The 11,809-nt window shown below is 63.8% G+C and carries 14 protein-coding genes; 9 read left to right on the top strand and 5 right to left on the bottom strand.

What is annotated here, in order from left to right; translation table 11 throughout:
• Positions 1 to 113: 113 nt before the first annotated feature.
• The 3 genes from V7787_RS03260 to V7787_RS03250 form a co-directional block, all read right to left on the bottom strand.
• Entirely contained in the window at positions 114 to 905 is a 792-nt protein-coding gene (locus V7787_RS03260) for an OmpA family protein (RefSeq protein WP_020190165.1), read from the bottom strand.
• Positions 906 to 955: 50 nt separating this feature from the next.
• Complete coding sequence (locus V7787_RS03255) at positions 956 to 1,369, bottom strand: DUF4398 domain-containing protein (RefSeq protein WP_020190164.1); 414 nt, start codon at positions 1,367 to 1,369, stop codon at positions 956 to 958.
• A gap of 276 nt (positions 1,370 to 1,645) precedes the next feature.
• A complete protein-coding gene (locus V7787_RS03250) occupies positions 1,646 to 1,990 on the bottom strand; it encodes a hypothetical protein (protein WP_021785939.1) in 345 nt (114 codons plus the stop codon).
• A 181-nt stretch (positions 1,991 to 2,171) separates the two neighbouring features.
• Here V7787_RS03250 and ppc point away from each other — a divergent pair, with 181 nt between their 5' ends.
• The 8 genes from ppc (at position 2,172) to V7787_RS03210 (ending at position 9,364) form a co-directional block, all read left to right on the top strand.
• The gene (ppc, locus tag V7787_RS03245; RefSeq protein ID WP_064491440.1) at positions 2,172 to 4,799 is read left to right on the top strand and encodes a phosphoenolpyruvate carboxylase; all 2,628 of its coding nucleotides are present in this window, start codon (positions 2,172 to 2,174) and stop codon (positions 4,797 to 4,799) included.
• Positions 4,800 to 4,830: 31 nt separating this feature from the next.
• On the top strand, positions 4,831 to 5,046 hold the full coding sequence (locus V7787_RS03240; protein ID WP_104887128.1) for a hypothetical protein: 216 nt from the start codon (positions 4,831 to 4,833) through the stop codon (positions 5,044 to 5,046).
• Between the two features lie 10 nt (positions 5,047 to 5,056).
• On the top strand, positions 5,057 to 5,707 hold the full coding sequence (adk, locus tag V7787_RS03235) for an adenylate kinase (RefSeq protein ID WP_004575467.1): 651 nt from the start codon (positions 5,057 to 5,059) through the stop codon (positions 5,705 to 5,707).
• A 139-nt stretch (positions 5,708 to 5,846) separates the two neighbouring features.
• On the top strand, positions 5,847 to 6,521 hold the full coding sequence (tsaB, locus tag V7787_RS03230) for a tRNA (adenosine(37)-N6)-threonylcarbamoyltransferase complex dimerization subunit type 1 TsaB (RefSeq protein ID WP_014592162.1): 675 nt from the start codon (positions 5,847 to 5,849) through the stop codon (positions 6,519 to 6,521).
• A 131-nt stretch (positions 6,522 to 6,652) separates the two neighbouring features.
• Complete coding sequence (locus tag V7787_RS03225; RefSeq protein WP_064491439.1) at positions 6,653 to 6,943, top strand: hypothetical protein; 291 nt, start codon at positions 6,653 to 6,655, stop codon at positions 6,941 to 6,943.
• A gap of 3 nt (positions 6,944 to 6,946) precedes the next feature.
• The gene (locus V7787_RS03220) at positions 6,947 to 7,816 is read left to right on the top strand and encodes a DUF72 domain-containing protein (protein ID WP_064491438.1); all 870 of its coding nucleotides are present in this window, start codon (positions 6,947 to 6,949) and stop codon (positions 7,814 to 7,816) included.
• A 28-nt stretch (positions 7,817 to 7,844) separates the two neighbouring features.
• A complete protein-coding gene (locus V7787_RS03215; protein ID WP_014592159.1) occupies positions 7,845 to 8,675 on the top strand; it encodes an isocitrate lyase/PEP mutase family protein in 831 nt (276 codons plus the stop codon).
• Positions 8,675 to 9,364 carry an extensin-like domain-containing protein gene (locus V7787_RS03210; protein ID WP_064491437.1) on the top strand — a complete coding sequence of 230 codons (690 nt, stop codon included), beginning with the start codon at positions 8,675 to 8,677 and terminating at the stop codon, positions 9,362 to 9,364. Before V7787_RS03215 ends, V7787_RS03210 begins: the two co-directional genes overlap by 1 nt.
• Positions 9,365 to 9,366: 2 nt before the next feature.
• Here the strand turns inward: V7787_RS03210 and V7787_RS03205 are convergent, their stop codons facing one another.
• Positions 9,367 to 9,987, bottom strand: coding sequence for an energy transducer TonB (locus tag V7787_RS03205; protein WP_336085616.1), 621 nt, complete (start codon positions 9,985 to 9,987; stop codon positions 9,367 to 9,369).
• A gap of 104 nt (positions 9,988 to 10,091) precedes the next feature.
• Here V7787_RS03205 and V7787_RS03200 point away from each other — a divergent pair, with 104 nt between their 5' ends.
• Positions 10,092 to 10,868, top strand: coding sequence for a class I SAM-dependent methyltransferase (locus V7787_RS03200; RefSeq protein WP_064491435.1), 777 nt, complete (start codon positions 10,092 to 10,094; stop codon positions 10,866 to 10,868).
• A gap of 69 nt (positions 10,869 to 10,937) precedes the next feature.
• Here the strand turns inward: V7787_RS03200 and V7787_RS03195 are convergent, their stop codons facing one another.
• Positions 10,938 to 11,579 carry a TetR/AcrR family transcriptional regulator gene (locus tag V7787_RS03195; RefSeq protein ID WP_064491434.1) on the bottom strand — a complete coding sequence of 214 codons (642 nt, stop codon included), beginning with the start codon at positions 11,577 to 11,579 and terminating at the stop codon, positions 10,938 to 10,940.
• Between the last annotated feature and the right edge of the window lie 230 nt (positions 11,580 to 11,809).

The raw sequence follows: 11,809 nt of genomic DNA, 5'->3' as shown, positions 1-11,809 counted from the left end.
AAACTCGAAACTGGCGCCGTACCTGTGGGAGCGGGCGTGCCCGCGAAGAGGCCCGAACAGGCAAAAGAAAGCCCCGCGTCGATCGCGGGGCTTGTCCTTTCAGCTAGCCAGCCTTAGCGCTGAACCTGGCTCACCGAGCGTGGTGCCACCGGCTGGTTGTCGTTGGAGATGGTCACCTCCACCCGACGGTTCTGCGCACGTCCCGAGTTGCTCGAGTTGTCCGCTACCGGGTACTCCTTGCCATAGCCCTGGGAAACGATACGCGCCGGATCTACCCCGGCACGTACCAGTGCCATGCGCACGCTGTTGGCGCGGCGTTCGGACAGTGTCTGGTTGTAGTTGGCCGAGCCGACGCTGTCGGTGTAGCCCTCGACGATCACCTTGCGTTCCGGGTTTTCCTGAAGGAACTGGGCCAGCTTGGTGATGTTCGGGTAAGCACTGCTCTTGAGTTCGGCCTTGTTGAAGTCGAACAGCACGTCGCCGAAGGTCACCAGCGTTCCGCGGTCGGTCTGCTTGGCGTTGAGGCTGTCCTGCAGCTTGGCGATCTGCGCGTCGCGGGCATCCAGCTTGGCTTGGGCGCGCTGGGCCGAGGCGTTCTTCAGTTCAGCTTCGGCGGTACGCAGGGCAATGGTCTGCTTGGCCACTTCGACGCGCTGGTTGGTCAGGTAGGCCAGTTGGTCGACTTTCTTCTCGTCTTCACGGTCCATGTACGCCTTGTCGGCCTTGTTCAGCCAGTCCTGGGCGTCCTTGGTCTCCAGTGCCGCGACCTTGCTCGCTTGCGGGTCGCTCTGCAGCGAGGAGAAGTTGGTGCGGGCCGCTTCCAGATTGGCATTCGGATCGTGCGAGCAGGCAGCAAGACCGACGCTCAGGGCCAGCAGGGCGGGAATCATGACGTGTTTGCGCATAGTGTTCATCCTTTGATCGTGTGCGAAGGCTAAGGTTGGCGGGGCAGGGCTCACTGAACGCTGCGCAGGCCTTCCTCACGTACGTCCTGAACGCCCTGGCGGGCATCCTGCACGGCCTTCTGGGCTTTGGCTGCCTGGGCCTTGCGTTCGGCGAGGCGTGCATCCCACTCGGCCTGTTGGGCCAGGCGCTTGGCCTCGTCGTACTTCTTGTCGTGCATGGCGATTTCGGCTTGCTTGAACTTGTCCTGAGCCGCTTTCATTTCAACGGCAGCGAACTCGGTACCGCCAGCGCTGACGGCGGAGTTCACGGCGGACTGGGTGACGGCATACTGCTCGGTGGGCGGATTGCCCGCACAGCCGGCCAGGACCAGGCTACTGCCCAGCGCCAGCGCGGCCAGCTTGAACCCGCGCACATGAGTGGATGACAGTTTGCTAGTGCGGGTCTTCATGGTGGTCAGCTCCATTGGATCACTCCTGATAACGACGATGTCCGTAGCAGTCCATCGCTCAATCCCTGACATAACCGCGCGCTTCAGTTCAACGGTGCACGAGGGCAGTGTGCAGGGTTTTAGCGTGATGGCTATTGGCTCCGACTCGAAGGTTTTTCGAATAGTTCAGAAAAAAGCGCCGTGATCGGATAACTATTTCTGACTGATCGGTCAGTGCGATTTGCCTGGAACTTTCCCAGGCTGGAGCGGTATTCCGGGCCTTGAGCAGGCCCGGAATGCTGGCGCGCAGGATTATTTGTCGCTGTCGACTGTCGCGTTGCTCAAGTTGTGCAGGTGCTGGCGCGACAGGGAGAGAAAGCGCGGCGTAGGACCAACGTCTTCGTACAACGGGTCGCCTTCTTCGTCGGTGGCGATGACCTGGCGACCCTGTACATAGGGGAAGCTGGCTTCCAGTTCTTCAAGGGCGGCGGCGACCAGTTCGCCGAGCAGTTCTTCGGCGGTGCGCTTGGGGTACATGTCGATCAGCGCGGCCAGGCGCGCTTCGGACTCCAGGTCCAGGTGCAGGACATGACCGGTACGGCTGAGGGTGCCGGCGGCATTCTGTTCCCAATGCTGGGCGAGTTCACGGATTTTCATGATGACCTCTGTTGACGCCTGGAAAGGCTGCACTGCATGGGAGTGCTGTGCTTTCACTTTAGTTTGGTTTGGCCGATCACGGCTTGCCATCGTCGCCCGGCTGTGGGCACTCTTGGGGGATACCGCTCGCTCCTGCACAGGGCGCGCTGAGGCTGATAGGGATGCAACGGAGAGGGCGCCAATGACCGATATCGATGTGCGTTTGCGTGAAGATGTCCATGTGTTGGGTGAGCTGCTTGGCGAAACCATTCGCCAGCAGCATGGCGATGCGTTCCTGCAGAAAATCGAGGACATCCGCCACAGTGCCAAGGCCGACCGTCGCGGCCCGGGTGAGCAGCTGAGCTCGACCCTGGCGGACCTGGCCGAAGAAGACCTGCTGCCCGTAGCGAGGGCCTTCAACCAGTTCCTCAACCTGGCCAACATGGCCGAGCAGTACCAGTTGATCCGCCGCCGCGACGCCGACCAGCCCGAGCCATTCGAAGCGCAGGTACTGCCCGAGCTGCTGGGGCGCTTGAAGCAGGCAGGCCACAGCAACGATGCCCTGGCCCGGCAACTGGCCAAGCTCGATATCCAGTTGGTGCTCACCGCACACCCCACCGAAGTGGCCCGTCGCACGCTGATCCAGAAGTACGACGCGATCGCCGGCCAACTGGCCGCACAGGACCATCGTGACCTGACTCCGGCAGAACGCCAGCAAGTGCGCGAACGCCTGCGCCGGCTGATCGCCGAGGCTTGGCACACCGAGGAAATCCGCCGTACCCGGCCTACGCCGGTAGACGAAGCCAAGTGGGGTTTCGCAGTGATCGAGCATTCACTGTGGCATGCCATCCCCAGCCACCTGCGCAAGGTCGACAAGGCCCTGCTGGAGGCCACTGGCCTGCGCCTGCCGCTGGAGGCCGCGCCGATCCGCTTTGCCTCGTGGATGGGTGGGGACCGTGATGGCAACCCCAATGTGACGGCTGCCGTCACCCGCGAAGTACTCCTGCTGGCGCGCTGGATGGCCGCCGACCTGTTCCTGCGCGACATTGATGCACTGGCCGCCGAGTTGTCCATGCAGCAGGCCAACGACACCCTGCGCAAGCAGGTTGGCGACAGCGCCGAACCCTACCGCGCAGTGCTCAAGCAACTGCGCGACCGCCTGCGTGCGACACGCGCATGGGCGCATTCGGCCTTGACCAGCAACCAACCGGCCGGTGCCGACGTGCTGGTGGACAACCGCGAGCTGATCGCGCCGCTGGAGCTGTGCTACCAGTCACTGCACGAATGCGGCATGGGCGTGATCGCCGAGGGGCCGCTGCTTGACTGCCTGCGTCGTGCGGTGACCTTCGGCCTGTTCCTGGGCCGCCTGGACGTACGCCAGGACGCTGCCCGCCACCGTGATGCGCTGACCGAGATTACCGATTACCTGGGCCTGGGGCGTTACGCCGACTGGGATGAGGAGCAGCGCATCGCGTTCCTCCAGGCCGAGCTGAAAAACCGCCGGCCCCTGCTGCCTGCGCATTTCAAGCCGCAAGCGGACACCGCCGAAGTGCTGGCGACCTGCAGGGAAGTGGCCGCTGCGCCGGCCGCCTCGCTGGGGTCTTACGTCATCTCCATGGCCGGTGCCGCCTCGGATGTACTGGCGGTGCAACTGTTGCTCAAGGAAGCCGGCCTGACCCGCCCCATGCGCGTGGTACCACTGTTCGAGACCCTGGCCGACCTCGACAATGCCGGCCCGGTCATGCAGCGCCTGCTTGGCCTGCCGGGCTACCGCGCGGGCCTGCGCGGCCCGCAGGAAGTGATGATCGGCTACTCCGATTCGGCCAAGGACGCCGGCACCACGGCTGCTGCGTGGGCGCAGTACCGGGCTCAGGAAAACCTGGTGCGCATCTGTGCCGAGCATCAGGTCGAGCTGCTGCTGTTCCACGGCCGTGGCGGTACGGTCGGGCGAGGCGGCGGTCCGGCCCATGCCGCGATCCTGTCGCAGCCACCGGGTTCGGTGGCGGGGCGTTTCCGCACCACCGAGCAGGGTGAAATGATCCGCTTCAAGTTCGGCTTGCCGGGCATTGCCGAGCAAAACCTCAACCTGTACCTGGCTGCCGTGCTTGAAGCCACGCTGTTGCCACCACCGCCCCCGCAGCCGGCCTGGCGTGAAGTGATGGACCAGTTGGCCGCCGATGGTGTCCAGGCCTACCGCAGCGTGGTACGGGAGAATCCCGATTTCGTCGAGTACTTCCGTCAGTCGACGCCAGAACAGGAACTGGGGCGCCTGCCGTTGGGCAGCCGCCCGGCAAAACGTCGCGCCGGTGGCATCGAAAGCCTGCGCGCCATCCCGTGGATCTTCGGCTGGACCCAGACCCGGCTGATGCTGCCGGCCTGGCTGGGCTGGGAAACGGCGCTGACCAATGCCTTGGCCCGAGGTCAGGGTGAGTTGCTGGCACAGATGCGCGAGCAATGGCCGTTCTTCCGCACCCGCATCGACATGCTGGAAATGGTGCTGGCCAAGGCCGATGCGCAAATTGCCGAGGCCTACGACGAACGTCTGGTGCAACCGCACCTGCGTCCTTTAGGTGCGCACCTGCGCGACCTATTGTCGCAGTCATGCCGGGTGGTGCTGGGCCTGACCGGGCAGCCGGTGCTACTGGCGCACAGCCCCGAGACACTGGAATTCATTAGCCTGCGCAATACCTATCTGGACCCGTTGCACCGCCTGCAGGCAGAGTTGCTGGCCCGCTCGCGCAGCCGCGAAGCCGCTCTGGACAGCCCGTTGGAGCAGGCCTTGCTGGTGACCGTGGCGGGTATTGCCGCCGGGCTGCGCAACACCGGCTAAGGGCAAGCCCGGGTCATGTCTGGCGCGTGCCATGCAGGGCCGGCACTATGACGGGGAGGGTGGTTGCGCCTGGCGCAACCGCCTGCCCGGTCAGCCGCAAGTGGCGCATTCCTGCAACTTTGGGACGCTTGTCTGGCTGCCGGGCGCTGTGTATCTTGAGCAGCCTTCTGACCGATTTATGGTCATACCCGATTTTCCGGACTTGGCCCTGGTCGCCGAATCCATTGAATTTCATAAAAAAATTTGAGGAGCACGAGATGCGCGTAATTCTGCTGGGAGCTCCCGGGGCCGGTAAAGGTACTCAGGCAAAGTTCATCACCGAAAAGTTCGGTATTCCACAGATCTCCACCGGTGACATGCTGCGTGCCGCCGTCAAGGCTGGCACCCCGCTGGGCCTGGAGCTGAAGAAAGTCATGGATGCCGGCCAGCTGGTCTCCGACGAGTTGATCATCAGCCTGGTGAAGGAGCGCATCGCTCAGCCTGATTGCGCCAACGGCTGCCTGTTCGACGGCTTCCCACGCACCATCCCACAGGCCGAAGCCATGGTCGCTGCCGGCGTCGACATCGATGCCGTGGTCGAAATTGCCGTGGACGACGAAGAAATCGTCGGCCGCATGGCTGGCCGCCGCGTGCACCTGGCCTCGGGCCGTACCTACCACATTCAGTACAACCCGCCGAAAGTGGAAGGCAAGGACGACGAGACCGGTGAAGACCTGATCCAGCGTGACGACGACAAGGAAGAAACCGTTCGCCATCGTCTGTCGGTCTACCACAGCCAGACCAAGCCGCTGGTGGATTTCTACCAGAAGCTGTCGGCTGCCAATGGCGGCAAGCCGAAGTACAGCCACATAGAAGGTGTCGGCTCGGTTGAAGCCATCACCGCCAAGGTCCTGGCAGCCCTGAGCTGATCCGGCGCCTGACGCACCTCGACAACGGCCCGCTTGCGGGCCGTTGTCGTTTGTAGGCCGCACAGCGCCCCCTCAGGACACAACGCCGCTGCTGCTCTATACTGCCGCTCTTTTTCATTCGCACCTGGATACCCGTTCGATGACCACCCTGCTGGCCCTGGATACCGCCACCGAAGCCTGTTCCGTCGCGCTGCTGCATGACGGCAAGGTGACCAGCCACTACGAGGTGATCCCGCGCATGCATGCCCAGAAGCTGCTGCCGATGATCAAGCAACTGCTGGCCGACTCTGGCGTGGCACTGAATGCGCTGGATGCCATTGCCTTTGGCCGTGGCCCGGGCGCGTTCACCGGCGTGCGTATTGCCATCGGTGTTGTGCAAGGCCTGGCCTTCGCCCTCGAACGCCCGGTGCTGCCGGTGTCCAACCTGGCCGCTTTGGCCCAGGGTGCATTGCGCGAGCAGGGCGTGCAGCAGGTGGCCGCTGCCATCGATGCGCGCATGGATGAAGTGTACTGGGGCTGCTACCAGGCCACGGCGGGTGAAATGTGCCTGGTCGGCCGTGAAGCCGTATTGCCGCCCGAGCAGGTGGCGCTACCGGCAGGCAGCAATGGCGAGTGGTTCGGTGCCGGTACCGGGTGGGGCTACGCCGAGCGCCTGGCGGTACAGGTGGCGGCGAGCAACCCGGCTGCCTTGCCCAATGCTCTGGACATTCTCAGCCTGGCCACCTTTGCCTGGGCCCGTGGCGAGGCAATCGTCGCCGAGCAGGCGCAACCGGTTTATCTGCGCGATAATGTAGCCACGCCCAAGAAGCACTGAGTGCTGTTCGTCGGTTATCGCCGAACACGCTAAAACCTTTTGCGCGATCTGTGGTCCAGTTATCACTCAAGCATTAGCGACGGAACCCTGATGCTGCTAAATTGCCATCATTGGTCCTGAGTGCTCATGCCATGCGTATCGACGGTTTCTCATCGCAGTCCTACCCGCTCAAGCGCACCTCGCGCAAAGCAGCGGTGCGTGACGAGGCCATCGACGATGCCGAGGTGATCGAGGAGGCAGAAGCCGCCCCGCAGGAAGCCACCGCCCGCCGCCCTGGTGGTGGCATGCCAGCCCGCCAGCAGGATATGGTTTTCCCTCGCGCCCGTGACCGCCGCACCGCCACCGCACTGGCCAGCTACCTGAGCACTGCCGGCTTTACTGACTGGGACATGGAAGTACTGGGGCTCGACCTGTACATTTGATGGATGAATCCCTCACCACTGCCTTACTTTCTCGGTTGCCCGTCGTGGAGCGAAAACGCCTGGCGCGACTACCTGTACCCCGCTGACGCCAACAGTAATCAAATGCTTGGCTTCTACAGCCAGGTGTTCAACGCCGTCGAAGGCAACACCACTTTCTACGCACGTCCCGCTCCCGGCACCATTGCCCGCTGGGCGCAGGTCATGCCCGAGCACTTTCGCTTCACTGCCAAGTTTCCGCGGGATGTCAGCCATGAGGGCGACCTGCGTGACCAGCTTGAACCTGCCTTCGACTTCACTCGGCTGATGGCCCCGCTGGGCCAGCGCGTATCACCCTACTGGTTGCAGTTGCCGGCCCAGTTCGGCCCGGCGCGCCTGGGTGAGCTTTGTCACTTCCTCGATCAGATCGCCGTGCCCGTGGCTGTGGAAGTGCGCAACCAGGCCTTTTTTGCCAAGGGTGAGGAAGAACGCCTGCTCAATCGCCTGCTGCACGAGCGCGGTGTGGAGCGTATCTGCCTCGACCCGCGTGCGCTGTTCAGTTGTACCTCGCGCGACCCTGCCGTGCTGCATGCGCAGTCGAAGAAGCCCAAGGTGCCTCCGCGGCCGGCAGCCTTCAGCCAGCACCCGCAGGTTCGCTTCATTGGCCATCCTGAACTGGAGGCCAATCACACCTTCCTTAGCCCTTGGGTAGAAAAAGTCGCCGCCTGGATCGAAGAAGGCCGCAATCCCTATATCTTCCTGCACACCTCGGACAATCGCCAGGCTGCGGCGCTGGCCCAGCGTTTCCATCAACGCCTGATGGCACGCTTGCCGGGCCTGGCACCTTTGCCGGAATTGCCGCGCGCCCCTGAGGTCGAACAATTGGGGCTACTCTGACCTTTCCCTGACTGCCGGAGGTTGAACCATGGATGTGCAAACCCTGCGAGCTGAGGCCTTCAAGGCGTTACACGAGCGCGACGGCGCGTTCGTCATCCCCAACCCGTGGGATGCCGGCTCCGCCAAGTTGCTCGCCAGCCTGGGTTTCGAGGCGCTTGCTACCACCAGTGCAGGCCTGGCCTTCAGCCTGGGCCGGCCAGACGCCGAAGGCGCCTTGAGCCTGGACGATACACTGGACAATGCCGGCGAGATCGTCGATGCCACCGCGCTGCCGGTGGCCGCCGATCTGGAAAACGGTTTTGGCGACTTGCCCGAAGACTGTGCCCAGACCATTCTGCGTGCCGCCGAAATTGGCCTGGTGGGCGGCTCCATCGAAGATGCCAGTGGCCGCAGTGATGCGCCCATCTATGACTTCGGGTTGGCTGTGGAGCGCGTGCGCGCCGCTGTGCAGGCTGCGCGAAGCCTGCCATTCCCGTTCACCTTGTGCGCCCGGGCAGAAAACCTGCTGCACGGACGCATGGACCTCGACGACACCATCCTGCGCCTGCAAGCCTATGCCGAAGCCGGTGCCGACGTGCTCTACGCCCCCGGGCTGCGCACCGTGGAGGAAGTCCGTGCCGTGGTGCAGGCAGTCGCACCGCGCCCTGTGAATGTGCTGATGGGCATGGCGGGCGTGCCGCTGAGCGTCAATCAGTTGCAGGACCTGGGCGTGCGCCGCGTCAGCGTTGGCTCGTCGCTGGCCCGTGCTGCACTCGGGGCCTTCTACCGGGCGGCGCAGGAAATTCGCGATGAGGGCACGTTCGGCTACGGTGAGCAGGCAATGCCGTTTGCCCAGCTGAACGACCTGTTCCGCCGCTGATGAGGGCATTGCTGGCGCTACTGGCCGGCCTGCTGACGGTGGCCGGCCTGGCCTGGCACTTCGGCTGGCGCCTGCCTGTCACATGGAACCCCTGGGCGCCGCTGGACGTACGCCAGCCGCCCAACCTGCTGACCCCCTACAAACTGTCGCGCCTACGCGATGACCCAACGCTGTGCCGGCAGGCGCTGGAAACCAGCCACCTGCGTTACCGGGCACAAGCCGACAGCCCGGCGTCGGCCAACTGCCCGCTGCAGAACGTATGGCGCATCGAGGGCGGCCAGGCGCGGCTGAGCAGCAGCTTTCTGGCCAGTTGCCCGTTGGCGGTGGCCTATGCACTGTTCGAAAACCATGGCTTGCAGCCGGCGGCGCAGGAAGTGTTTGGGCAACCGGTGACGCAGGTCGATCACCTGGGCAGCTTTGCCTGCCGCAACGTCTACCACCGCAAGCAGGCCCGTTTGAGCCAGCACGCCACGGCCAATGCGCTGGACATCAGCGGTTTTCGCCTGAAGGACGGCCAGCGCATTATCCTGGCGCGTGACTGGCAGGCGGGCGGGCAGAAGGCGGAATTCTTGCGTCAGGTGCAGCAGGCCGCTTGCGAGAGCTTCAGCACGGTACTGGGGCCGGATTACAACGCTGCGCACCGCAACCACTTTCACCTGGACATGGGGCGCTGGCAGATCTGTCGTTAGCCTCAGGCGTACGCGCGCACGTTGTTCAGCACCACTGGGCGCGCCCAGTGGATGTCGAACGCCAGGTCATTCTGCTGCTTGGCCAGGGTGGTGGCGTCGAACGGTTCCGGGGCCGGGTCCAGCAGGTCGCTTTCCAGCTCGGCGATGGGGAGGAACAGTGACCGTGGCGTGGGGCCAGGGCCGGGTTCGGCGATCGGCTGACCCTGGCTCATCACCACCGGGCGCAGCCAGCTGTTGTTGATGTCGAGCTGGCGCTGTTGCTCGATCAGTTCCATGGCGCTGAACGGCTCGGGGGCGGGCGGCAGCAGCTTGGCTTCAAGTTCGGCCTTGGGCAGAAACAACGGTTCGGGCGGCGCCACGATGGTGTCGTGCACCGGGCAGGCGCGCTGGGCGTCGATCAAGGCCAGTGCACGGGCGCCGCCGATGGGTTCGCCGCTGTCCTGGTCGTACTGCACGAACGACTGGCTGACGCCGTCTACGGGCTCTTCCTGCTGCTCGGCCATGGCCCGGGCAAAGAAATCCTGCCACAGGTGGCTGACGCCCCCGAGTGCCTGGGTGTTGTGCTGACTGTAGTTGCCGACGGGCGACAAATAGGTCAAGCCGATGGGAAGAGTTTCTGACATGGCAGTCGTGCGCGCTGTGCTCTGGCAGAATAGCGGGATATTGCCTGTATCGGCCGTGGCTGCCGATTCATTAAGGGCTTGGTTTGATTTTTCGGGTGTGAACGATGGAAGAGCAAGGCACGGGTATCAGGGTCGAGGCGATGACAGCTGAGTATGCGCAACAGGCCAGGGCGTGGGCTGAACGCCTGGGCCTGCCGCTGCAGGACGATACCGCCGCCTTCGCGGTGCAGGTGGGCGCCGACGGCTTGCAGATTCAGCAGCTTGGCCCGCAAGCGCCCGGGCCGGTGCGTGTGGACTTCGTCGAAGGCCAGGCTGCGCATCGCCGCCAGTTTGGCGGTGGCAACGGGCAGATGATCGCCAAGGCTGTGGGCATTGCCCAAGGTATCCGGCCGCAGGTACTGGATGCCACGGCGGGGCTGGGCAAGGACGCGTTCGTGCTGGCCAGCCTTGGCTGCCAGATGACCCTGATCGAGCGCCAGCCGCTGATTGCCGCGCTGCTGGAGGACGGCCTGGCGCGGGCGCGAACGGATGAAGAAGTGGGCCCGATTGTCGGGCGCATGCGCCTGCTGACCGGCAACGCCATCGAGCGCATGCGCGCCTGGGAAGGAGAGGCGCCGCAGGTGATCTACCTCGACCCGATGTTCCCGCACCGCGACAAGAGCGCCCTGGTGAAAAAGGAAATGCGTGTGTTCCGGCCTTTGGTGGGCGATGACCCGGATGCCCCGGCGCTGCTTGAAGCCGCCCTGGCGCTGGCCAGCCACCGGGTGGTGGTGAAGCGCCCGCGCAAGGCACCGATCATCGACGGGCCGAAGCCCAGCCACAGCCTGGAAGGCAAGTCGAGCCGGTATGACATTTATCCGAAGAAGGCGTTGAAAGCCTGACGTTTGTGTGGCCTGCCCAGGCTTCTTCGCGGGTAAGTTCGCGAAGAGGCCTGCAAAGATATCCAGGTATCAGGGTTTGAATGCCCTCAAGAACACCCCCACCACCTCGCGCACATGCGCCTCGGCTTCATCGCCTTCCAGCGGCCCCGCACATCCCAGCAGCAACCGGTAATCCGGTGCCCCTTTGACCAGGCAGAAGAAGTGCTCCGCCGCCCTCAAGGGGTTGTCGATGCGCAGCAGCCCGCGCTCATGTGCCCCACGCAGTAGCGCTTCCATGCCTGCGAGCACGCGCTTGGGCCCGGCCTCGTAGAAGTACTCGCCAAAACTCGGGTCCAGGCTGCCCTGGGCCATGATCAGGCGGCTGAGCTTGATCGCTTCGTCACTGCTGATAAGCGCCTGGAAGTTGCGGGCAATCGTCAGCAGCACTTCTTCCACCGGTACCCCCTCGGGATACTCGAACAGCAGGTCAGGCAACTGGATCTGGCAGGTGGCCATGACCGCCGAACAGAACAATGTCTGTTTGTCGGTGAAGTGGCTGTACACGGTGAGCTTTGAAACACCTGCCGCCGCAGCGACCGCATCCATGCTGGTGTTGGCGTAGCCAAGGCTGAGGAACAGGGCCTTGGCCGCTTCGAGGATCGCCTCGCGCTTGGCCAGGTCCTTGGGCCGGCCTGGGCCGATGGGTGCGTCGTTGAGCATTGTGGTCTGCATCTGGTTTAAGAATCCCCATCTTAACGGGTCAGCCGCGATACGGCTAAAACTAGCTCACATTTACCTGCGGCCTGCCAGCGTTCAGTTGATCGACAGGGTGGGCGTTCAGCCGCCGCTTGATTTCACAGGCGCCAGAGGGCTCCAGCCAGGTCGTCGAAAAACCAGCGCATACCCTTCCCGGCATCGTTGCACTGATTTAATATACCAGCCAGTACAAATATTAAATGTGC

Source organism: Pseudomonas sp. CGJS7, assembly GCF_036961695.1.
Note: the sequence above shows the minus strand (reverse complement) of the source record. Positions and strands in the feature narration are given on the sequence as shown.